19 protein-coding genes and 1 tRNA gene are annotated in these 22,345 nt (G+C 70.7%); 10 read left to right on the top strand and 10 right to left on the bottom strand.

Going from position 1 to position 22,345, the window contains the following annotated elements:
* The first annotated feature begins 384 nt into the window (after positions 1–384).
* A complete protein-coding gene (locus ACT3T5_RS00240; protein ID WP_444593253.1) occupies positions 385–729 on the top strand; it encodes a hypothetical protein in 345 nt (114 codons plus the stop codon).
* A 118-nt stretch (positions 730–847) separates the two neighbouring features.
* Positions 848–1,120, top strand: coding sequence for a 2Fe-2S iron-sulfur cluster-binding protein (locus tag ACT3T5_RS00245; RefSeq protein WP_444576094.1), 273 nt, complete (start codon positions 848–850; stop codon positions 1,118–1,120).
* A 98-nt stretch (positions 1,121–1,218) separates the two neighbouring features.
* Here ACT3T5_RS00245 and ACT3T5_RS00250 read toward each other — a convergent pair whose 3' ends face one another.
* The 5 genes from ACT3T5_RS00250 to ACT3T5_RS00270 all read right to left on the bottom strand — a co-directional run bounded on the left by ACT3T5_RS00250 (position 1,219) and on the right by ACT3T5_RS00270 (position 5,922).
* The gene (locus ACT3T5_RS00250) at positions 1,219–1,455 is read right to left on the bottom strand and encodes a hypothetical protein (protein ID WP_444593254.1); all 237 of its coding nucleotides are present in this window, start codon (positions 1,453–1,455) and stop codon (positions 1,219–1,221) included.
* A 308-nt stretch (positions 1,456–1,763) separates the two neighbouring features.
* Entirely contained in the window at positions 1,764–3,677 is a 1,914-nt protein-coding gene (locus ACT3T5_RS00255) for an ABC transporter ATP-binding protein (protein ID WP_444593255.1), read from the bottom strand.
* A complete protein-coding gene (locus tag ACT3T5_RS00260) occupies positions 3,677–4,513 on the bottom strand; it encodes an SDR family oxidoreductase (protein WP_444593256.1) in 837 nt (278 codons plus the stop codon). Before ACT3T5_RS00260 ends, ACT3T5_RS00255 begins: the two co-directional genes overlap by 1 nt.
* Before the next feature lie 66 nt (positions 4,514–4,579).
* Complete coding sequence (locus ACT3T5_RS00265; RefSeq protein WP_444593257.1) at positions 4,580–5,491, bottom strand: cation diffusion facilitator family transporter; 912 nt, start codon at positions 5,489–5,491, stop codon at positions 4,580–4,582.
* The gene (locus ACT3T5_RS00270) at positions 5,488–5,922 is read right to left on the bottom strand and encodes an ArsR/SmtB family transcription factor (RefSeq protein WP_444576102.1); all 435 of its coding nucleotides are present in this window, start codon (positions 5,920–5,922) and stop codon (positions 5,488–5,490) included. The genes ACT3T5_RS00265 and ACT3T5_RS00270 overlap by 4 nt, the downstream gene beginning before the upstream one ends.
* Positions 5,923–6,048: 126 nt before the next feature.
* Between ACT3T5_RS00270 and ACT3T5_RS00275 the strand changes: the two genes are divergently transcribed.
* Positions 6,049–6,828 carry a patatin-like phospholipase family protein gene (locus tag ACT3T5_RS00275; protein WP_444593258.1) on the top strand — a complete coding sequence of 260 codons (780 nt, stop codon included), beginning with the start codon at positions 6,049–6,051 and terminating at the stop codon, positions 6,826–6,828.
* Positions 6,829–6,906: 78 nt separating this feature from the next.
* On the opposite strand, the gene ACT3T5_RS00280 is transcribed toward ACT3T5_RS00275, so the two are convergent.
* On the bottom strand, positions 6,907–8,235 hold the full coding sequence (locus tag ACT3T5_RS00280) for a dicarboxylate/amino acid:cation symporter (protein WP_444576105.1): 1,329 nt from the start codon (positions 8,233–8,235) through the stop codon (positions 6,907–6,909).
* 620 nt (positions 8,236–8,855) lie between these two features.
* On the opposite strand from ACT3T5_RS00280, the gene ACT3T5_RS00285 reads away from it, so the two are divergent.
* The 5 genes from ACT3T5_RS00285 to ACT3T5_RS00305 all read left to right on the top strand — a co-directional run bounded on the left by ACT3T5_RS00285 (position 8,856) and on the right by ACT3T5_RS00305 (position 14,238).
* The gene (locus ACT3T5_RS00285) at positions 8,856–10,262 is read left to right on the top strand and encodes a DUF222 domain-containing protein (RefSeq protein WP_444576107.1); all 1,407 of its coding nucleotides are present in this window, start codon (positions 8,856–8,858) and stop codon (positions 10,260–10,262) included.
* Positions 10,263–10,431: 169 nt separating this feature from the next.
* Entirely contained in the window at positions 10,432–11,226 is a 795-nt protein-coding gene (locus tag ACT3T5_RS00290; RefSeq protein ID WP_444576108.1) for an ABC transporter permease, read from the top strand.
* Complete coding sequence (locus ACT3T5_RS00295; RefSeq protein WP_444576110.1) at positions 11,219–12,094, top strand: ABC transporter permease; 876 nt, start codon at positions 11,219–11,221, stop codon at positions 12,092–12,094. The genes ACT3T5_RS00290 and ACT3T5_RS00295 overlap by 8 nt, the downstream gene beginning before the upstream one ends.
* Positions 12,091–13,119 (top strand): ABC transporter ATP-binding protein, encoded by a 1,029-nt coding sequence (locus ACT3T5_RS00300; RefSeq protein WP_444576112.1) that lies wholly within the window; start codon positions 12,091–12,093, stop codon positions 13,117–13,119. Before ACT3T5_RS00295 ends, ACT3T5_RS00300 begins: the two co-directional genes overlap by 4 nt.
* 33 nt (positions 13,120–13,152) lie before the next feature.
* Positions 13,153–14,238 (top strand): lipoate--protein ligase family protein, encoded by a 1,086-nt coding sequence (locus tag ACT3T5_RS00305; RefSeq protein ID WP_444576114.1) that lies wholly within the window; start codon positions 13,153–13,155, stop codon positions 14,236–14,238.
* 21 nt (positions 14,239–14,259) lie between these two features.
* Here ACT3T5_RS00305 and ACT3T5_RS00310 read toward each other — a convergent pair whose 3' ends face one another.
* Positions 14,260–15,060, bottom strand: coding sequence for a metallophosphoesterase family protein (locus ACT3T5_RS00310; RefSeq protein WP_444576115.1), 801 nt, complete (start codon positions 15,058–15,060; stop codon positions 14,260–14,262).
* A 117-nt stretch (positions 15,061–15,177) separates the two neighbouring features.
* Between ACT3T5_RS00310 and valS the strand changes: the two genes are divergently transcribed.
* Entirely contained in the window at positions 15,178–17,850 is a 2,673-nt protein-coding gene (valS, locus tag ACT3T5_RS00315; RefSeq protein WP_444593259.1) for a valine--tRNA ligase, read from the top strand.
* 4 nt (positions 17,851–17,854) lie between these two features.
* Here valS and selB read toward each other — a convergent pair whose 3' ends face one another.
* The 3 genes from selB to ACT3T5_RS00330 form a co-directional block, all read right to left on the bottom strand.
* Positions 17,855–19,645: a selenocysteine-specific translation elongation factor gene (gene selB, locus ACT3T5_RS00320; RefSeq protein ID WP_444593260.1), complete on the bottom strand. Its 1,791-nt coding sequence runs from the start codon at positions 19,643–19,645 to the stop codon at positions 17,855–17,857.
* Positions 19,642–20,976, bottom strand: a complete 1,335-nt coding sequence (gene selA / locus ACT3T5_RS00325) for an L-seryl-tRNA(Sec) selenium transferase (protein WP_444576548.1) — start codon at positions 20,974–20,976, stop codon at positions 19,642–19,644. Before selA ends, selB begins: the two co-directional genes overlap by 4 nt.
* A gap of 127 nt (positions 20,977–21,103) precedes the next feature.
* Positions 21,104–21,198, bottom strand: a tRNA-Sec gene (locus ACT3T5_RS00330).
* Positions 21,199–21,302: 104 nt separating this feature from the next.
* Here ACT3T5_RS00330 and selD point away from each other — a divergent pair.
* On the top strand, positions 21,303–22,316 hold the full coding sequence (selD, locus tag ACT3T5_RS00335; RefSeq protein ID WP_444576120.1) for a selenide, water dikinase SelD: 1,014 nt from the start codon (positions 21,303–21,305) through the stop codon (positions 22,314–22,316).
* Positions 22,317–22,345 lie beyond the last annotated feature (29 nt).

Here is a 22,345-nt window from a genome sequence, read left to right on the forward strand (position 1 = left end):
GGCACGGGGCGTCCCCTTGTTCCTCAGCGATGACGGGCTGGTCCCGGCGGGTTCTACTGGGCCCTCCCCGCGAACGGGCGGTGGGTTGTTCTTCCCGCGGCTCTCCGGTGATGGCCGGGTCGATGCCGTTGCCGGTCAGTGTACGCGGCGCTCCCCCGGAGGTCACCCGTGCCCGGCGCGAAGAGACACGGCGAACACCGCGGGCGTGGGCGACGGGGCTGGCAGGGCGGGGCTGGCAGGGCGATGCGATGCGATGCGCTGCGCTTCGCTGCGGAGTCACGATGCCAGGGAATCTGCCCCGTGTGCACAGCACCGGTCCAGGTTGAGGACGTCTGATTGCTCCAGCGGCAGATCGCCGACAGGGTCCCCCGAGGAGGAACCGACATGGATGACGAACCACGGCGAGATCATCTGCCGTCGACGGTGCCCACCGCGTCGGATGCCCCTGCAGGTCGCACCGAGGTGACCGTCCACTTCCCGCAGTCCGACTCCTTGGTCCCGGCAGAGGCCTCGGCCCATCCTCCGCACGGCCTGCGCGACCGGGCGACCGTGGGAGCCGCGTCGCTGGGCGCCGCCGCCCTGCTGGTGCTGAGCTTCGGGCCGACCGCTCTCGCGCTGACCCCGTCGGGCGCCCCCTCGGTGCCGCCGCAAGGCAGGAGCTGGATCGCGCCGCTGGACGTCGAGGCCGCGACCACCGCACCGGAGCACCGGGACGGACAGGCGTCCTGAGGCAGGTCCCCTGACACCAGGTGAGGCAGGCCTCACCCCCGGTTCGGTGCGCGGCCGTGGGAAACTTGATGTTCCACGGTTCCGTCCGTTCAGGACGGTCGACGAAGAAGGAGCGAGGATGTCGCTGTTCGGAGAGCCCTTCACCGCCAAGTGCCTCAAGTCCGGGATCACGGTCGAGGTCGACGAGGGCCAGTCCCTCCTGCAAGCCCTGCTCGATGCCGACATCCCCATGGACTACTCCTGCGAGGGTGGCGTCTGCGGAACCTGCGTGGTGCCGCTGGTCTCCGGGCAGGTCGAGCACATGGACGAGTTCCTCATGGATGACGAGCACGACGATCAGATGATCACGTGCGTCTCCCGCGGCGAGGGTGAGATCGAGATCGACGTCTGAGTCGATCTGATCGGCGGCGACGTCATGGACGACGCGGTGTCATGGACGCGACGTCATGGACGGGACGTCATGGACGGGACGTCAAAGACGACGGGTCGTCATAGTCGGGGCCCGGCCACAGCCCAGGCGAGGCTCACCAGGCAGATCAGGGCGACCGCCGAGGCGACCGACAGCGGCAGGGCGAGGGTGGGGCCGGCGATGAGCAGGCCGAGCACGCCGACAGCGGCGATCGACAGCAGCAGCACGAACAGCGCCGGACGGCCCGCGCCAGGCTTGCGCCACGTGCCGTGGCGCGAAGAGTTCTCCGTGTACGTCGTCTCCGTGTACGTCGTCATGGTGACATCCTGTCCGCTGGGTGCTCCGGGCCTGATCCGCTGAGGCGGGATATCCGTCTCGGTGGTCCTGGTGCCGAGTGGTCCTGGTGCCGATCAATACCCCCATCCTGCTCGGCGGCACCGGTCGCGCACATCCCTCGGGAGGCGGACATCCGTCTCCGTCTTTGGTCGTAGTCCGACGATCCTGGACGCGCCACCGGCATCCGACCGCCGCGACCCCGACCGCAGTCACCGCGCTGCAGGACCCCGACCGCAGCAACCAGATCGCAGCAACCGGATCGCAGCAACCAGATCTCAGCGCCCCCATCTCAGCTCCCTGGAGGCCCCGGCGTCCCGGACGCCTCGAGCGGATCACCCGCGGAACCCTCCTGCTGCTGAGCGCCATCGCGCGCGGAGTCCTGGGCGACGAGGTCCGCGAACACTCCGCCACGACCCAGGAGCTCCTCGTAGGTGCCTCGTTCGACGATCCTCCCCGCCGCCATCACGATGATCTGGTCCGCCGCGCGGACCGTGGAGAGACGGTGCGCGATCGAGACGGTGGTGCGCCCGCGGGCCACGGCGTCCAGCGCGCCGGACATCGCGCGTTCGGTGACGACGTCGAGGGCGGAGGTGGCCTCGTCCAGCAGCAGCACGGGCGGGTCCCGGAGGATCGTCCGGGCGAGCGCCAGGCGCTGCTTCTCGCCGCCGGAGAACCGATATCCGCGCTCCCCCACCACGGTCGCGTAGCCGTCGCTCAGGCCGACGATGTGGTCGTGGATCTGGGCGATGCGGCAGGCCCGCACGAGGTCCTCGTCGCTCGCGTCGGGCCGGGCGAAGCGCAGGTTCTCGGCGATCGTGGCGTGCAGGAGATAGGTCTCCTGGGTGACCACGCCGAGGCTGTCCGCGAGCGAGCCCATCGTGATGTCCCGCAGGTCGTGCCCGTCCAGGGTGATCCGGCCCGTGGTCGGCTCGTAGAGGCGGGCCATGAGGTATCCGGTGCTGGTCTTCCCCGATCCGGTGGTCCCCACGAGCGCCGTGTGGCGGCCGGCCGGGATCACGAGGTCCAGGCCGTGCAGCGCCGGGGCGTCGGCCCCCGGATAGGTGAACGTGACGCCTTCGAAGCGGATCTCGCCGCGCACCTCGGTGGGATCCAGCGCGAGGGCGTCGGGCGCGTCGGCGATGGTGATCGGGGCGTCGAGGTACTCGAAGACTCGGGTGAACAGGGCCAGGGAGCTGTTGACCTGGGTGGCTACCCGCAGCAGGCCGTTGATCTGCGGGAACAGCCCGGACTGCAGGGCGATGAAGGCGACCAGGGTGCCGATGGTGACGCCGGTGCCGGAGAACAGCAGGTGCCCGCCCAGCAGGTACGTCAGCGCCGGGAACAGCGCCATCAGCGTGGTGAACACGGCCATGTGCCAGCGGCCGGCCATCTCCGAGCGCACCTCGAGGTCGGCCAGGCCCCGGGAGTCGACGGTGAAGGCGTCGGTCAGCGCCTGCGAGCGACCCATCGTCAGCCCCAGCAGGATCCCGGAGACCGACAGCGACTCCTGGATCCCGGCGGAGAGGTCCGCGGCCTTCTCCTGGCGGATGCGGACGATCTCCCGTCGGCGTCGGCCCACCCGGCGGTTCATCCACACCGCGAGCGGCAGGGCGATGAGGGAGAACAGAGTGAGCCGCCAGTCCAGGGCGAACATCGCCACCAGCGCCATGACCACGGCCGCCGCGGACGAGACGATCTGGGTCATCACGCTGGTCACCATGGCCTGCATCGACCCGATGTCGGAGAAGATGCGTGACTGGATCTCGCCGGTGCGGGTCCGGGTGAAGAACCCCAGCCCCATGCGCTGGAGGTGCGCGTACACCGAGACCCGCAGGTCGTGCATGACGGCCTGCCCCACTCGTGTGGACAGCATCGACTGGGTGACGCCGAGGGCGCTGGAGACGATGGTGACGGCGATCAGGCCGCCGACGCACCTGGCCAGGACGTCGGCCCGCTGGTCCGGGAGGGCGACATCGACGATCTCCCGGATCAGGAACGGCGAGACCACCCCGGTCGCGGCGCCGATCGCGATGAGCACCAGCACCGCGATGAGCGTCCCGCGGTAGGGGCGGAACAGGGCGAGCACACGGCGCAGGTCGGGCCGCTGTCCCGGTGCCAGCCTGCGCTCCTCCCCGCGGGCTCGGCCGCCACCCATGCCGCCGCCGGGGCCGCCCATGCCACCGCCCATACCGCCGTGGGCCATCAGACTCCCTGGTGCCGGGCGACGCGGTGGGCTGCGGCCTGGGCGAGCGGACGCACGGTGATCAGGTCGAGGTTCACGTGGTGCGGGGCACCCAGGGCGTAGGAGATGACGTCGGCGCAGTCCTGCGCGGTCAGCGGATTCTCGACGCCGTCGTAGACCTTGTCGGCCGCGTCCTGGTCGCCGAGCCGCACCAGGGAGAACTCCTCGGTGCGGACCATGCCCGGGGCGACCTCGATGACGCGGATCGGTTCGCCGTTGAGCTCGAGGCGCAGGGCGGCGGCGAGCATGTGCTCCCCGGCCTTCGCCGCGTTGTAGCCGGACCCGCCGGGATAGGCCTCCTGCGCCGCGACCGAGGTGACGAACAGCAGATCACCGCGTCCGCTCACCCGAACAGACGGGAGCAGCGCACGGGTGACCCGCACCGCACCGAGCACGTTGATGTCGTACATGCGCTGCCATTTCTCGAGGTCCGCCTCGGCGGCGGATTCGACGCCCAGCGCCCCGCCGGCCACGTGGACCACCGCGTTCAGGCTCCCACCGAACAGCTCGTCGACGCGCTCCACGAGAGCAGCGACGGAGTCGTCGGAGGTCACGTCCACGGCGAGCACCTCGCAGCCGGTCTCGGCCGCGAGCTCGTCCAGGCGTTCCTGGCGGCGGGCCACGGCGAGGACACGCCATCCCTCGGCCACGAGCCGCGCCGCGGTCGCACGGCCGATCCCGGAGGATGCTCCGGTGACGACGGCGGTGAGGTCGTCGGCCCCGGACGAGGGGACGGAGGCCGAGGTCGAGCTCGCGGTCGAGGTGCCGGACGGGGACGGGGCGGGAGAAGCGGTCATGAGCTCAGGATACGCAGGCCTCCCACCCCGTCGAGGGCCCCGTCGCGGGGCGCGGGCACGGGGCGGCTACCAGCCGATCTCGAGGCAGCCGTGGTGGTCCGTCGGCTCCGTCTGCACCGTGGCGTGGGCGATGCCGTGCCGGGACTCGAGCAGCTCCTGGGCGGCATCGAGCACGGGGTGGGGATCGAAGCCCGGCGCGACCACGAGGTGCACGGTCGCGACCTCCATCCCGGAGGTGAGGGTCCACAGGTGCAGGTCGTGGACGTCGGCGACCCCGTCGATCGCCTCGAGCTCGCTCTGCACCACGCCGGGGTCGATGCCCGCGGGAGCCGCCTGACCGAGGACACCCAGCACCTCCTTCGCCAGCAGCACGGCCCGCACGGCGATGAAGCCGCCCACGGCGAGCGCGACCGCGGTGTCGATCCAGCTCGCTCCGGTGAACCGGATGAGGATCGCCGCGACGATCACGCCGACGGACCCGACGGTGTCCGCGAGCACCTCGAGATAGGCGCCCTTGACGTTGAGGCTCTCGGCGGCGCCGCCCTGGAGCATCCGCAGCACGATCAGGTTCACGAGGAGACCGAGCACGCCGACGACGAGCATGGGCCCGGTGTCGATCTCGACCTCACGGCCGATGCGCCCGATCCCGCCGATCACCACGAAGACCGCGACGCCGAGCATGATCAGCACGGCGAGCAGCGAGGCGAAGACCTCCAGGCGGTAGTTGCCGAAGGTGCGTCGGCCGCTGCGATCGGGTCGGGCCGCGAGGATCGTGGCACTGAGCGCCGCGGCGAGGGTCACGACGTCGGCGGCCATGTGGCCGGCGTCCGAGATCAGGGCGAGGGATCCCGACAGCAGTCCCGCGATCAGCTCGACGACGAAGAAGACGCCGATGAGCACCACCGCGACCGCGAGTCGCCACCGGTGGGCCGCGCCGGCGTGCCCGGTGGCCGCACCGGGCCCATGACTGTGCGTCATGACGATGCTCCGTCCTGCTGCTCCCCCGGCTCGCGTTCGGGATGGTGCATGTCGCTGTGCGCGGCGTGGGAGATCGCGAGCTCCAGCAGCAGGCGCACATGCGGATCATCGAGTCGGTAGAACGCCCTCCTGCCCTCTCGGCGCACGGCGACGATGCGATGCGCCCGCAGCAGCTTGAGCGCGTGGGAGACCGAGGACTCGGAGTGCTCGGTGACCTGCGCCAGATCGCTCACGCACAGCTCCTCCTCGAGCAGCGCGATGAGCAGTCCCAGCCGCGAGGGGTCACCGAGCAGGGAGAAGACATCGGCGAGGTCGGCCATCGCCGCCTCCCCCGGGATCCTGCCGCGCACCTCCTCGAGATGCTCGGCAAGACGGGCGGCCGCGCTGATCGCCGTGGACCCATCGACCAGGACACCTGAAGAACTGTTCATATGTTCAGTGTTGCACAGATCGTCCGGCTCGCCGCTCCTCCGGCTCACGGGCCACCGGACCAGCGGACCACCGGACCACCGGACCACCGGACCACCGGACCACCGGACCACCGACATACTGATCCGATGAAGATCGATCTGGTGCTGGGATCCGGTGCGGCGAGAGGGATCGCCCATGTGGGGGTGCTCCGTGAGCTCGAGGCGCGCGGACACGAGGTGGTACGGCTCCACGGGACATCGATGGGCGCCCTCGTGGGAGCCGCCTACGCGTGCGGGACCCTCGACCTGTTCGAGGAGATCGCCCGCTCGACGGGGCTGCGCAGGGCCCTGTGGCATCTCGACGCGGCGCTCGACGGCAGCGGGATCGTGGCGGGCCGACGTGTGCGGCGGCTCCTGCGCGTGCTGTACGGGGACCGCCGCATCGAGGATCTCCCGATCCCCTTCTCCGCGACCACCGTCGACCTCACGGGATGGGAGGAGGTGGTGCTGACCGACGGCCCCCTCGCCGCCGCCGTGCACGCGTCGATCGCGATCCCCGGGCTGTTCGCGCCCGTTCGTTCCCGGCACCGGGTGCTGGTCGACGGCAGTCTGACCACGCCGCTGCCGATCCCGACCCAACGGGACCCCGCCGCGGATCTCCTGCTCAGCGTGAGCGCCCTGGGAGCTCCGGAGGAGGCGGTGCGGCTCGGACGACGCCCTCCTCGCCTCATACCCGGGATCCTTACCACGACCTTCGACATCCTGCTGCACAGCGTCGAACGGGCGGCGATCGCCAACAGGCCCGAGGGCGTCCACATCGACCTGCCCGCGAAGATCACGAACAACATGGCCTTCCATCGCAGCGGAGACGTGATCGACGCAGGGCGCCGCGTCGCCGTCGCAGCCCTGGACCGCGAGGGGCTCTGAGAGGCAGGGGGCTCTGAGAGGCGAGGGCTCTGAGAGGCAGGGGGCTCTGAGAGGCGAGGGCTCTGAGACGCGAGAACCTCAGACCCCCTGGACCTGCGGGTGGCCGGAGACCTGGAGGTCGCCGGAGACCCTCCCCTTGGACAGCTTCGTCATGACGGCGGCGATCGCGCCGTCACCCGTGACATTGGTGGCCGTGCCGAAGGAGTCGATCGCGATGTACGCCGCGATCATGAGCCCGACGGCGGCTTCACTGAACCCGAGGAGCGAGGCGAGGACCCCCGCCGCAGCCATGATGGCGCCGCCCGGAACGCCCGGAGCCGCGATCATCACCACGCCGAGCATGAACACGAAACCCACCAGGGCGCCCACGTGCAGAGGCATGCCGGTGACGATCATGATCGCCACGGCGAAGGTGGTGATCTTCAGCGTCGACCCGGCGAGGTGGATCGTGGCGCACAGCGGGACCACGAAGTCGGCGATCGCATCGGGGATCCCGTTGCGCTTGGCGCACTCGATGGTCACCGGGATGGTCGCAGCCGACGAACTGGTGCCCAGTGCCGTCATGTACGCCGGGAGCATGGTCCACAGCATCTTCAGCGGATTGCGACCCATCGCCCAGCCGGCCACGCCGTACTGCGCCAGGAGCACGACCACGGTCATGGCGAACACCAGCAGGATCACGGTGAGGAAGGTGCCGATCACGGTCCAGATCTGGCCGTTCATGGTCAGGCCCAGGAACATGCCGAAGATGTAGAGCGGCAGCAGCGGGATGATGATCGCCTCGATGATGCGCACGATGATGGTGCGCAGCTGCTCGAAGGACTCCTGGAGCGCTCCGCGCTTCACCAGGGTCAGGCCGATGCCCAGGCAGAACGAGAGGATCAGCGCGGTCATCACGTCGAACACGGGTGGGATCTCGATCTCGAAGTACGCCGCGATCGCGGAGTCCTCGGGATTGTCGAGCGAGTCGATGCTCGCGCCGCCCAGCATGCGCGGCAGCAGGAGCAGGGACAGCGCCAGGGCGAACAGCCCGCACAGGACCGTGGAGAGATACGCGATCCCGGCGGTCGCCGCCAGCATCTTCCCGGCGCCATGGCCGAGCTCGCCGATGGCGGGCGTCACCAGCCCCACGATGATCAGGGGGATCAGGAAGCCGAGGAATCCCGAGAAGAGTCCGTTGAAGGTGGTGAAGACCCGGGCGACCGCCTCGGGCATCACCAGCCCCAGCACGATGCCCAGCACGATGGCGAGCAGAATGCGCGGCAGCAGGCCGAAACGACGGCGGCGTGCGGTGCGACCGGGAGGAGCATCCGACGACGCGAGGGTGGCAGCGGTGGTGACCGCGGAGTCGGCGGGAGGAGCGGGGGTGGGCTGCTCACCGTCCGAGGAGGGGACGACGTTATCCATGGAACTTCCGGTTCATGTCTGGGGTGGGGACCGGGACAGCGTAGACGTGCGCGGGCTCGGCCAGCGACGGCATCCCGCACAGGCCGTTCCGGCGCCGGAGCGGAGCGGGGTCGGCGCGGGGCTAGCGCGAGGCCGGGGTGGGGGCGGCGCAGGGCCGACGCGAAGCCGGGACGCCGAGGAGCCCGCCACCTCTCCTCCCCACTCAAAGATATCCACAAATGTCCACAAACATCCCGAACACCCTTGCCGAACTCGAACGCACATTTTAAGATGGATGACACACGGGAACGCGCGTTCGATGCATTGCAGCATCCCACCAGATCTGTCGATCTGGTATTCAGGCGCGTTTCGTTGCATTCGACGAGGAAGGAGATGTGGTGGCTCTCGACACCCCAGAAGAACCCCTCCCCCTCGCCACGGAAGCACGAGAGCCCGGCCACGGGCACGAACGGCCGGGCACCTCGAGCACGTGCCGCCCGTCGCGGATGTCGAGCCCCTCGCGGCGAGCGCCTCGCAGGCAGGTTCAAGCACGCGTCCCGCTGACTCATGACTCGCTGGCCGCACGGGGGAAACTCCAGGCAGGCTCGCCCGATGCGGCAGCGGCTGGTCGCCTGCTGGAGATGCAGCGCGCCACCTCCCGGGCCCGAGCCACCCTGCTCTCCCAGGCCGCGGTGTTCTGGGTCGATCGCGACGATCCCGACCAGGCCGACGACCGAGCCGAAGCGGATCTCGCCGTCGCGATCGCTCTGCGCACCACGACGTCCAGGGCGACTCGCCTGCTGCACGATGCCCATCTCGCTGTCGATCACCTTCCGGAAACATTCTCCCTCCTCGCCCGCGGGGACATGCCCTCGGAATGGTTCGACAAAGTCCTTCGAGGCGCGCGAGATCTCACGCCGATCCAATGTGCCGAGTTCGACGAGATCGTGGCCTCGTGGGATATCGCCTCCATTCCCGCCGATCGCTTCGTCGACGAATTACGACTGCTGCGATCGTGGTACGACGCGGAAGGTGCCCGGACCCGCGCCGAGAACCTGCGCGACGTCGTCCTGGAGAGATCCCCCTGCGACGACGGCACCGCCACACTGCGCATCACCGGTCCGGTGCCGGAGATCCACGCGCTCGCCCAGCGTCTCGACACGGCTGCCCGGGCCATCCAGTCGCAGCAGCGTCACACCGTGGAGCGCGACCCTGCGCAGGATCCTGAGGGCGGCGTACCGATCCCGTTCGATCTCGACGGGGCGGTCGCGCGCGACGGATCCGCGATGAGCCTGGCGGAGCTGCGCTACGCGATCATCACCCGCACCGCTCTCGGCACCGACGGCGTGGAGGTCCCGCGTCCCGCGCACCGGATCAACGTGGTCGTCCCGGTCCTGACCCTGATGGGCCTGTCCGATGCTCCTGCCACCTACGACGGAGTCGTCCCCCTCCCCGCCGACATGGCACGCACCCTCGCGGCCGCCGAGCCCACCTGGCATCGCGTGCTGACCGATCCGACCAGCGGCGAGTTCCTGCCTCTCCCGGCCGATCGATACCGACCCACCGCGGAGATGGTCGAACATCTCCGTCTACGGGATCCTGTCTGCGCGGTCCCGAGCTGCACGAGATCTACCAGCAGCGACGCCGAGAACGACCACATCGAGGAATTCGATCACGTGCATCCCGAGCGGGGCGGGCCCACCAGCATCGCGAACCTCCACCGGCTGCACTGGGGACACCACGACGACAAGACCCGACGACGGATCGACCCGGAGAGCACGTCCGACGGCTCCACGACCTGGTCGATCGGCGCGACGCCGCGAGTCCGGATCAGCGTCTCCCCACGACGGGACCTGATCACGCCCATCGTGGCGAGAGCACTCGTCGACTCGTGGGACCGCTACCAGTGGACCCTCGAACTGGATGCCCTCGAGCGCACGGGATTCGCCGACCGGTTCCTGCGCGAGGGTGGGCCCGAGGATCCGTTCCTGGATGACGAAGCCCCTCCGCCACCGGGGCTCGAGGAGTACGGAGACCCGCCCTTCTGAGGGCCCCGTTCGAGCACGTCCCCGAGGACGGATGGCCGCCCCCTCTCCGCCCTCTTGTGCGTCGTCTTCTGCGTCGTCTGCCGACCGATGCTCTGCCGTCCCGCTGCGAGCTGAATTCCCTCGGCTCCACGTCTTGTGACCTGGGCCATCTGACACTAGGCTCGCGCGAGTGCCTACGTACTGGTCGATCGCCTCGGCATCCTTCCGCCAGTACTCGACCTATCGGATGGCGACTGCCGCCGGGGTCTTCACCAACACGATCTTCGGCCTCATCCGCGCCTCGATCCTTTTCGCCGCGATCACCACGGCGGGCGGCGAGCTCAGCGGCTACACGATCGCGCAGGCCGCGACGTACGTGTGGCTCGGTCAGGCACTGCTGGCCCCGATCGAGGCCTTCGGCACCCGCGAGGTGTCCCAGCGTGTCCACCAGGGCGATGTCGCCATCGATCTGCTGCGCCCCACCTCGTTCCTCGGTCTCTACTACGCGCAGAAGCTCGGCCGCTCGGCCTTCCTGCTGCTGGGCCGAGGCATCCCGCCGCTGGTGATCGGAGCGCTCGTCACGGGCCTCGCCCTTCCGGAGGACCCGCTGTCCTACCTCCTGGGCGCCGTCTCCTTGCTGGCGGCCATCACCCTGGCCTTCCTCGCCGACATGATCGTGAACCTCTCGGCCTTCTGGTTGATCGAGACGCGCGGGTTGACCGTCGTGTACACCGCGGTGATGAACCTGCTCTCGGGGTTCCTCATCCCGATCCTCTGGTTCCCGGACTGGCTGCTGGGTATCGCCCGGGCCACGCCGTTCCCCTCGATGATCCAGACCCCGATCGACACCCTGTCCGGCCGGATCACGCCCCTCGAGGCGCTCCCCCTCCTCGGGGTGCAGGCAGGATGGGTGCTGGTGCTCGCCGTGGCCGCGCACCTGATGCTCCGTCTCGGTGTGCGCAGCATGGAGGTGCAGGGTGGCTGAGAACTCCCGTCCGCGCCCGTCGGGCTCGTCGGGCTCGTCGGGCTCGTCGACCTCATCCGACCGTCCCGTCTCCACCGCCCGCATGGTCTGGACGCTGTACGCCTCGCGGATCCGTTCGCAGGCCTCGTTCCGCACCAGCTTTGTCTCCGACGCCCTGGGCCAGGTGCTCATCGTGGGCACCGAGTTCCTCGAGCTGTGGGTGATCCTCTCGCAGGTCAGCACACTGGGCGGGATGACCCTGCCGCAGGTCGCCGTGGTCTACGGTCTCGGGGCGCTCGCCTTCGGGATCGGGGACATGCTCTTCGGCGAGATCGACGGGCTCTCCACATACATCAAGTCCGGCAAGCTCGAGACCCTCCTGATCCGCCCCGTCCCCCTGCTGCTGCAGATCTCCAGCCTGGACCTGTCGCTGCGACGCATCGGCCGCATCGTGGTGGGGCTGGCGATGTATGTGACGGCGCTCGGGATCGCCGGGTTCCAGCCCGCCCCGCTGCTCCTGGTCCTGGCGGTGCTCGCACCGCTCGCCGGCGCGGTCCTGTTCGGAGCGCTGTTCACGATGGCCGGCGCCCTCCAGTTCTGGCTCGTGGACGGCCGGGAGTTCGCCAACGCCTTCACCTACGGCGGCAACTACGTCGCCACCACCCCCGGCGCAGTGTTCGCCCTGCCCCTGCGCGCCTTCTTCACCTTCGTCATCCCGGCGACGCTGATCGCCTACGCCCCCACCCTCGTGCTGCTGGACCTGCCCGGTCCGCCCCTGATCCCCTCGTGGGCCGGCTGGCTGGGACTCCCTGCCGCCGCCCTCGTCTGGATCGTGGCCGGGCTGCTCTGGCGCTCCGGGGTCCGCAGATACACAGGAGCCGGCGGATGAACACGCCCGAGCAGAACCTTCCCGCACAGGCCGTCCCTGAGACCGCCGCTGTGCCCGCCCTCGAGCTCACCGGGCTGCGACGCGACTACGTGGTGCGGGCCCCCGTGCCGGGTTCGCGCCGACGCCGCCGTCAGGTGGTGCGCGCGGTCGACGACATCAGCCTCAGCATCCGTCCCGGTGAAGCCGTCGGCTTCGTCGGCGCGAATGGGGCAGGGAAGTCCACCACGATCAAGATGATGACCGGGATCCTCACCCCGACGGGCGGATCGCTGCGGGTGCTCGGCCGGGAACCGGTCGCCGAGCGCAAGCACCTGGCCCGGGAGATCGGCGTCGTCTTCGGGCAGCGCTCCCAGCTGTGGTGGGACCTTCCGCTGCGCGACAGCTACCGGATCCTCGGCTCGATGCACCGCCTCACCGACCGGCAGCGGGAGGCCCGGCTGGAGCGTCTCGTGGAGGGCCTGGACCTCGCCCCCTTCTTGGACCGGCCCGTGCGTCAGCTGTCGCTGGGGCAGCGCATGCGCGGCGAGGTGGCCGCGGCGCTCCTCCACTCCCCGCAGCTGGTGGTGCTCGATGAGCCGACGATCGGCCTGGACATGGTCTCCAAGGAGGGATTGCGGCGCTTCCTGCGCGAGGACCGCGCCGAGCGCGGCACCACGCTGTTCCTCACCACGCACGACATGAACGACGTGGAGCGCCTGTGCGACCGGATCGTGGTCGTGAACTCCGGCACCGTCGCCTACGACGGACCGCTGGACTCCTTCCGTGCGCATCTCGGTGCGCCGCGCGAGCTGATCGTCGACCTCGCCGAGCCGACCCCTGCTCTCTCCCTGCCCGGCTCCGCCGAGGCCGCCGCGGTCGAGGCCGACGGCATTCGTCATCGGATCCGGTTCTCGGGTGCGGAGCTCACCGTCCCTGCCCTGCTCTCCGCCATCAGCGCCCAGGCCGAGGTGCGCGACCTGTCCCTGACCGAGCCCGCCATCGAGGACCTGGTGCGGGAGATCTACGGGCGCGGCGGGCTCACCTGAGCGTCCCGCCGTCGGATGCGAGAGGATGAGGGCATGGATGAGCGCAGCGACAGCACGGTGAAGCAGGGGCAGTACAAGGTCCGCGGGGGCAAGCTGGTCTCGGTCGACGTGACGGAGCAGGACGACCGGATCGCGACCGCCCATGTCTTCGGGGATTTCTTCCTCGAACCGGACGACGCCCTCGAGGACCTCAACGGCGCCCTGATCGGGATGCCGACGGACTCGAGCGCGAAGGAGCTGGCCGCATCCATCACGGCGCGCCTCGAGGCGCGACCGGATCCCGTGCAGATGATCGGCTTCGACGCCGACGCCGTCGCGATCGCGGCGCGCCGGGCTCTCGGCCACGCCACCAGCTGGGAGGACCTCACCTTCGACGTCATAGGACCGGTGGTCCTCCCTCCGGTCATGCATGTGGCCCTGGACGAAGTGCTGCCGAACGAGGTGATCGCCGGGCGCCGCAACCCCCACTTCCGGATCTGGGACTGGGACTCCCCGCTCGTGGTGATCGGCTCCTACCAGTCGCTGCGCAACGAGATCGATGCCGAGGGCGCGGCGAAGCACGACATCGGGGTGGTGCGGCGCATCACCGGCGGCGGCGCGATGTTCATGGAGCAGGGCAACTGCATCACCTACTCGCTCGTGGTGCCGACGTCGCTCGTGGAGGGCCTCAGCTTCGAGCAGGCATATGCCTATCTCGATGACTGGGTGATGGGCGCCCTCGCCGAGATCGGGGTCAAGGCGCGCTATGTGCCGCTGAACGACATCGCCTCCGAGCAGGGCAAGATCGGCGGTGCCGCCCAGCGCCGCTTCGCCGGGGGCGTGCTGCTGCACCATGTGACCATGAGCTACGACATCGACGCGGACAAGATGAGCGAGGTGCTGCGCGTGGGCAAGGAGAAGCTCTCGGACAAGGGCACCCGCAGCGCGAACAAGCGCGTGGACCCGATGCGCTCGCAGACGGGCCTGGCCCGCGAACAGATCATCGACGGGTTCCTGGACTTCTTCCGTGCCCGGTACGACACCGTCGACTCGGAGTACACGGACGACGAGCTCGCGAAGGCCCGCGCTCTGGTCGCCACGAAGTTCGGGACCGAGGAGTGGACCGCGCGCGTGCCGTGAGAGGCGGAGGAGCCCTGGTGCTCAGACCGCGGTGAGGCCGAGCTCCTCGTGGTCGCCGCGGTAGACCCCGGTCCGCAGCTCGACGGTATAGGCGTCGGTCTCGGCCCGGGGCATGCCCGACGCACGGGCCGCTGCGATCTCGGCCTCGACGTCATAGGGCACCCGCACGAACTGCACCCCGAACGGGACGGCCGCACCGCTGGTGACCTCGCCTCCGCCGCTCGCTCCGCTGCCGGAGTCACCCTCGAGGATCACGTAGGACGGCGTCGGATCATCGAGCTGGTTGCCGACGCTCCCGGCGTTCACGAGCAGCCCGTCGGTCCCTGACCGCAGGTAGGGCTCGTGGATGTCTCCGTAGACGACGACGTCGGCCCGAGGAACGTCCCCGGTGAACGGCGTGGGCTCGAACATCATCGCGAACTCCGCGTCGCTGTGATCCCGGTGCACCCGGGTGAACTCGTCGATCGGTGAGGCATGCAGCAGGCGCACCCGTCGGCCGGAGAGCTCCAGGTCGACGCTGCCGGGGACGGCGATCAGCCACTGCCGGTCCTGCGCGGTCAGCTCCGTGCGCCACCAGGAGTGCGCCTCGCCGCGGATCTCGCCGTCGCCGGCGATGAACACCTCCCAGTTGCCCCGCACCGTCGCCTCGCAGCGCTCCCGGGTCAGGGCCGTGCAGGCCGAGCCGCGAGGGCCCTTGCCCACCACGTCGCCGAGGTTGATGACGCGGGAGATGCCGCGGGCGGCGATGTCGGCCAGCACCGCCTCGTAGGCGGTGAGGTTGCCGTGCACGTCGGAGACCAGGGCGATGCGGTCGAGAGCCATGCCCCCACCGTACGACCGGCCTGCGAGGAGGGGCGACGGGGCCCCGCCCGCACGCGAGGGCGCTCACACTGCCGACGCCTGCGTTGCACTGGTGCGCAGACCTGGAACAATGGCCCCATGACCGATACTGCACCGCGCCCCGACACCGGCACCTCCATCCCCGATCGCCCCTCCCTCGAGGGTCTCGAGGACAAGTGGGACGGCGTATGGAGCGAGCAGCAGCTCTACGCGTTCGACCCCGACACCACCCGTGACCAGGTCTTCAGCGTCGACACCCCGCCGCCGACGGCCTCGGGCTCGCTGCACGTGGGCCACGTGTTCGGCTACTCGCAGGCGGACATGATCGTGCGCTACCAGCGCATGCGCGGCAAGAACGTGTTCTACCCGCTGGGCTGGGACGACAACGGCCTGCCCACCGAGCGCCGGGTGCAGAACTACTTCGGCGTGCGCTGCGACCCCTCGCTGCCCTATGACGCCGACTTCACGCCCCCGCAGGAGGGCGGCGACAACAAGTCGTCCAAGGCCGCGAACCAGCTGCCGGTCTCGCGCCGCAACTTCATCGAGCTGTGCGAGCGCCTCACCGAGATCGACGAGAAGTCCTTCGAGGAGGTCTTCCGCACCCTCGGCCTCTCGGTGGACTGGAACTACAGCTACCAGACCATCAACGCCCACTCGCGGGCCACCTCGCAGCGCGCCTTCCTCGAGAACCTCGAGGCCGGCCAGGCGTACCAGTCCGAGGCCCCCACCATGTGGGACGTCACCTACCGCACCGCGGTGGCGCAGGCCGAGCAGGAGGACCGCGACCGCGACGGCGCCTACCACCGGCTCGGTTTCACGAAGACCGACGGATCCGGCGAGAAGGTCGTCATCGCGACCACCCGCCCCGAGCTGCTCCCGGCCTGCGTGGCCCTCGTGGCCCACCCCGACGACGAGCGCTACCAGGAGCTGTTCGGCAGCACCGTCACCTCTCCCCTGTTCGGGGTCGAGGTGCCCGTGCTGGCGCACCCCCTCGCGCAGCCCGACAAGGGCGCCGGCATCGCGATGATCTGCACCTTCGGTGATGCGAACGACGTCACCTGGTGGCGCGAGCTCGAGCTGCCCACCCGCTCCGTGATCGGGCGCGACGGCCGCTTCCTGCCGGAGGCGCCGTGGATCTCCACGGCCGAGGGCCAGGCCCACTACTCCGAGCTGGCCGGTCTGACCGTGTTCAGCGCGCAGAAGCGCGTGGTGGAGATGGCGACCGAGTCCGGGGACCTCACCGGCGAGATCGAGAAGATCTCCCACCCGGTGAAGTTCTACGAGAACGGCGACAAGCCGCTGGAGTTCGTGACCTCCCGCCAGTGGTACCTCACCAACGGCGGCCGGGATCAGTCCGAGGGCGGCCTGCGCGACGACCTGATCGCCCGCGGCAAAGAGCTGACCTGGCATCCCGCGTACATGGAATCTCGCTACCGCAACTGGGTCGAGGGCCTCGCCGGTGACTGGCTGATCTCCCGCCAGCGCTTCTTCGGCGTGCCCTTCCCGATCTGGTACGCGGTCGGCGCCGACGGCGAGACCGATTACGACACCGTGCTCACCCCGCCGGTGGAGTCCCTGCCGATCGATCCCACGATCGATGTGCCCGCAGGCTACGAGGAGTCCCAGCGCAGTGTGCCGGGAGGATTCGTCGCCGACCCCGACATCCTCGACACCTGGGGCACCTCCTCGCTGACCCCGCAGCTCGCGGGCGGCTGGAACTCCGACCCGGAGCTGTTCTCGAAGGTCTACCCGATGGACCTGCGCCCCCAGGGCCACGACATCATCCGCACCTGGCTGTTCTCCACGATCGTGCGCTCTCACCTGCAGCAGGACTCGCTGCCGTGGACCCACGCCTCGATCAACGGCTGGATCCTCGATCCGGACCGCAAGAAGATGTCGAAGTCCAAGGGCAACGTGGTCACCCCCATCGGCCTGCTCGAGCAGCACGGCTCCGACGGGGTCCGCTACTGGGCCGGCCGTGCCCGCCAGGGCGTGGACACCGCGTTCGACGAGGGCCAGATGAAGATCGGCCGACGCCTCGCGATCAAGATCCTCAACGCCAGCAAGTTCGCCCTCGGCTTCGGGGACGCACCGGCCGATCCTGCCGGCCGCCTGGCCGCGGATCCTGCCGTGGTCACCGATCCTCTGGACCGTGCTCTGCTCGCCCAGCTCGGGAAGGTCGTCGAGCAGGCGACCGTGGCCTTCGACGACATGGACTACGCCCGCGCCCTCGAGGTCACCGAGCCCTTCTTCTGGGCGTTCTGCGACGACTACATCGAGCTGGTCAAGGAGCGCGCCCACGGCAACTCGGTCTCCGGCGAGGCCGGAGCGGCCTCTGCCCGGGCCGCGCTCGCGATCGCGCTGGAGGTGCAGCTGCGGCTGTTCGCACCGGTGGTCGTGTTCTCGACCGAGGAGGTCTGGTCGTGGTGGCGCGGCGGCAGCGTGCACACCCAGGCCTGGCCGGTCGCCGAGCCGCTGTTCGCCGCCGCCGCCGGGCAGGACGCCTCGCTGCTGGACTCCGTGGCCCAGGCCGCGATCTCGGTGCGCCGCATCAAGTCCGACGCGAAGGTCTCGCAGAAGACCCCGGTCCTCCGCGTGCGCCTCGTCGCGTCTCAGACCACCCTGGCGCACCTCGAGGCCGCCTCGGCGGATCTCACCGCGCTCGGTCGGATCGAGTCCCTCGAGCTGGTCGCCGGTGGCACCGACGATATCGTCACCGAGGACATCGAGCTGGGCGAGCCGCCCGTGAAGGCGCCCCGGAACAAGGGCTGAGGCCTCAGCGCACGATCTCCCGATGCCCGGCATCGAGACGGCGGGTCCAGCCGCGGGCGTCGAGGTGCTCGAGCAGCGGGATGACGATGCGTCGTGTGGTCTCGAGCGCCCGGCGGGCCTGGCTCGCGGTGAACGGCTGGGGCAGCCGGGCGAGCTCGCGCATGGCGAGCGCCGGGGCGCTCGGCAGCAGGATCACGTCGTCCGGCAGTCGGAGCAGCCGTCCCTGCCGGGCGGCGGCGGCCAGCTCCCGCGGACCGAGCCCGAGGTCCGTGAGGTCATCGGCCTCCGGGGCCCGGAACGGCATGGTGCGCAGCCGTTCCTCGAGCTGGACCACCGCACGCTCGGCGTCGCCCAGCCCTGCGGCCGCCGCAGCATCACGCACCCGGCCGCCGACCTGCTCGAGCGCGGCCGCGGCCACCACGGCGTCCAGCAGTGCGGGATCGGGCAGGGAGAGCGCGTCGACGGCTGCTTTCCGCGGGAGGCCCGCCGTCAGGGCGTCCGCCCGCCGGTCGGCCTCGACGAGCTCCCGCAGCTGCGTGATCCAGCTGCTCTCGGCGGCGGTGTCGACGAGCCAGTCCCCACGTCGCCGCACCGTCGGCGGAAGCTGCGGGGGCAGCGCGATCCCGAACCGTGCCAGCAGACCCTCACGGACGGCCCGGCGACGTGCGACCTCGACGGCGACGTCCCCGGCCGGCGGCATCGCGGCGAGTGCTGCTCCTCGGCGTGACCCGTCGCCGCGGCGTTCCAGCAGCGGCGGGTCGACGTCGAGCACTTGCACCCCGCCCTGGATCGAGCTGGCGCCGCTCCCTCGCAGCACCAGGCGGTCGCCGACGCCCAGGGGCAGCGGCCGGCTGAGGGTGAGGCGAGCGTGGTCGGGGCCGAACGGCCTGATCCGTGCCGTGACCGCGGCGGTCCCGATATGGGCCTGGAGCTCGGAGGGTGCGTCGGTGAGCTCGGCGCCGGTCAGGCGGCGCACGTCGACCGTGGTGGTGGTCTCCCAGGCGTCGGGTGTGAGCAGGGCGTCGCCGCGTCCGATCTCGTCGGCGCCCAGGCCGCGGACGTTCACGGCGACGCGTGTGAACGGCCCGGTGGTCGGCACCTGACCGCCGTGGCTCTGCAGGCCGCGCACCACCGCCTGGCCACCGCGCTCCTGGCCGCACAGCTCCAGAGAGTCCTCGCAGGTGATCGTCCCGGCGCCGAGCGTTCCGGTCACGACGGTCCCGGCACCGGTGACGCTGAAGGAGCGATCGATCCAGAGCCGCACCCGTTCGCGCGGGGAGGGTTCGCGGGCCGTCGTGGCGAGGTGATCGAGAGCCTCGCGCAGTGCGGGCATCCCCTCCCCGGTGACGGCGGAGACGCTGAGCGCGGGCGCGTCGGCGAGACCGGTACCGCCCAGCTCGCGGCGTGCCTCGGCGATGACCGTGCCGACCCGGTCAGGAGCGAGGTCGCTCCGGGTGACGACGAGGAGCCCCTGGTCGATGCCCAGCGCCGCGAGCGCATCGCGGTGGTCGCTGGACTGCGCGCTCCATCCCGAGTCCGCGGCGACCACGAAGCACACCAGCGGCGCCGGTCCGAGGCCCGCGAGCATGTTGCCGAGGAACCGTTCATGCCCGGGGACGTCGACGAAGGACACCTCCTGGCCCGAGGGCAGGGTGGTCCACGCGAAGCCGAGGTCGATGGTCAGACCACGGCGATGCTCCTCGGCCAGCCGGTCCGGCTCGATCCCGGTGAGGGCGCGCACCAGGGTGGACTTGCCGTGGTCGACATGCCCGGCGGTCGCGACGACCTGCCTCATCGGCGAAGGCCCCGGGCGGCGTGGACGGCGGCGGCGAGGTGTTCGTCCTCGCTCGCGGGGATGCACCGCAGATCCAGCAGGCAGTCGCCGTCGCGCACGGTGGTGACGATCGCCGGGTCCCCCTGGCGCAGCGGAGCGGCGAGGTCGCTCTCGAGCGCGACAGCCCACCCGGGCAGCGGGACCTCGGCGCCTCCCCCGCCCCCGACGCGGCCGTCGTGAGCGACGGTGCGGCCTCCCACGCGCTCGGCCAGACGATCGGTGCGCTCGCGCAGCTCCTCCGGATCCTGCCGCAGCGCCTCGAGCACGGGCGGGACAGGGCCGGTGAGGGTCGCCTCGAGCGCGGCCAGGGCCAGCTTGTCGGCGCGCACGGCGCGCGCCAGCGGGTGACGCGCCAGGCGGGCGATGACGTCGGCCCGGCCCAGCAGGATCCCAGCCTGCGGGCCGCCGAGCAGCTTGTCGCCGCTGGCGATGACCACATCGGCACCGTCCCGCAGTGCGGCGGCGACGTCGGGCTCCTGGGGCAGCAGCGGTTCCGGGCCGAGCAGCCCGCTGCCGAGATCCACGACGAGAGGCACTCCCGCCGCGCGGCACGGGCCGGTCAGCTCGGCGACCTCGACCTCGCTGGTGAATCCGATGACGCGGTAGTTGCTGGTGTGGATGCGCAGCACGCAGCCGGTGGCCGCACCGAGCGCGGAGGTGTAGTCGGCCAGGTGGGTGCGGTTGGTGGTGCCGACCTCATGGAGGCGGGCACCGGTGGAGGCGATGAGGTCCGGGAGGCGGAAGCCGGCCCCGATCTCGATGAGCTCGCCGCGGCTGATGACCACCTCGCCGGTGCCGGCCAGCGCGGTGGTGGCGAGCAGGAGGGCCGCGGCGCCGTTGTTGACCACGAGGGCGTCCTCCGCCTCGGGGCAGGCCGCGAGCAGGGCCGCACGGGCTCCGGCTCCGCGCCGCGCTCGGGCTCCCGTGGCCAGGTCGAACTCGACGTCGGTGTATCCGGACGCGGCCTGCACGGCGTCGCGCGCCGCCTCGGACAGCGGCGCCCGACCGAGGTTGGTGTGCACGATGATCCCGGTGGCGTTGAGCACCGGTCGCAGCGAGGCGGCGGGCCGGTCTCCGATCGCGGAGAGCACCTCCTCGAGCACGTCCTCGGGAGGGATCTCCCCGCGTCGCGCACGGTCCTGCGCAGCCCGGACGATGTCCCCCACCACGCGCTCGCTCAGGCTCGCGCTCGCGCCCTGGACCTTCGCGTGGGCGAGCAGCAGATCGGTGCGCGGGATGCGGCGGCGCGGGTCGGCCGAGGGGACAGGTCGCGCCGGGGGGTCAAGTCGCACCGCGGAGTCAGGTCGCGCCGCGGGGTCAGGTCGCTCCGGGGGCTGGGACACAGGAACCTCCTCGGGCGGTGCCGACGACGGTGCAGGGCCCGCCCGGTACGGGCGGCACGGTGCAGGAACGGCAGAGTGGCGGAGGCGGACGGGAATCGAACCCGCCAGACCGAGATGCTCGGTCTCACTGGTTTTGAAGACCAGGGCGCCCACCAGGACACGGACGCCTCCACGAGCCAAACTATCACCGTCCCGCCCGGTTCCCCGGCCTCACCAGGTGTCCGAGACCTCCCGGCACCCGGCCGCCACGGGTGCGCCGTGGGTAGGCTCCGGGTATGAGCGAGTCACCGATCGTCCCTGTCCAGGCCGCCCCGTCGATCCGGCTGACGACCATGGCCCACGGCGGGGGCTGCGCCTCGAAGATCCCGCCGGGCGAGCTCGAGGAGGTCGTCTCCGCCCTGTCGGGTCAGGAGTACGACTCCGTGATCGTGGGGCTCGAGGACGGGGACGACGCCGCCGCGGTGCGGATCGCCGATGGCACCGCCGTGCTCTCCACCGCCGACTTCTTCACCCCCGTGGTCGACGACCCCTTCGACTGGGGCCGCATCGCCGCCGCGAACGCCCTGTCGGACATCTACGCCATGGGCGGCGCTCCCGTGGTGGCGATCAACCTGGTGGGATGGCCGCGCGGGGTGCTGCCCTACGAGCTGCTGCGCGAGGTCCTCGCCGGGGGCCTCGCCATCGCGAAGGAGGCGGGAGTTCCCGTCATCGGCGGTCATTCGGTGGACGATCCGGAGCCGAAGTACGGCATGGCCGTCACCGGCACCGCCCATCCGGACCGCCTGCTGCGCAACGACGCCGCGACGGCCGGGCTGCCGATCACGCTCACGAAGCCGCTCGGCGTGGGACTGCTGAACAACCGGATGAAGTCCACCGGCGAGGCCTCCGCCGCCGCGATCGCGACCATGACCACCCTGAACCGGGACGCCGCGCAGGCCGCCCTGGCCGCCGGGGCCCGGGCCGCGACCGATGTGACCGGCTTCGGCCTGCTGGGCCACCTGTTCAAGATGGGCCGCGCCTCCGGCGTCGGCGCGATCATCGATCATTCGGCCGTGCCGCTGATCGACGGGGCGGCCGACGCGCTGCGCGACGGCTTCGTCTCCGGCGGCACCCGCCGCAACCTCGACTGGGTGCGGGAGGATGTGCGCGCCGGTGCAGGCATCACCGAGGACGACCTACTGCTGCTGGCTGATGCCCAGACCTCGGGCGGGCTGCTGGTGATCGGCGAGGTCCCCGGCTACCCGATCATCGGGGAGACCGTCGCGGGATCCGGCATCGACGTGCGCTGACGTCGACGCCGCAGTGCAGAGACGCAGAA

Origin of the sequence: Brachybacterium sp. AOP3-A1-3, from assembly GCF_052378285.1 — a bacterium.
Classification (GTDB): Bacteria; Actinomycetota; Actinomycetes; order Actinomycetales; family Dermabacteraceae; genus Brachybacterium.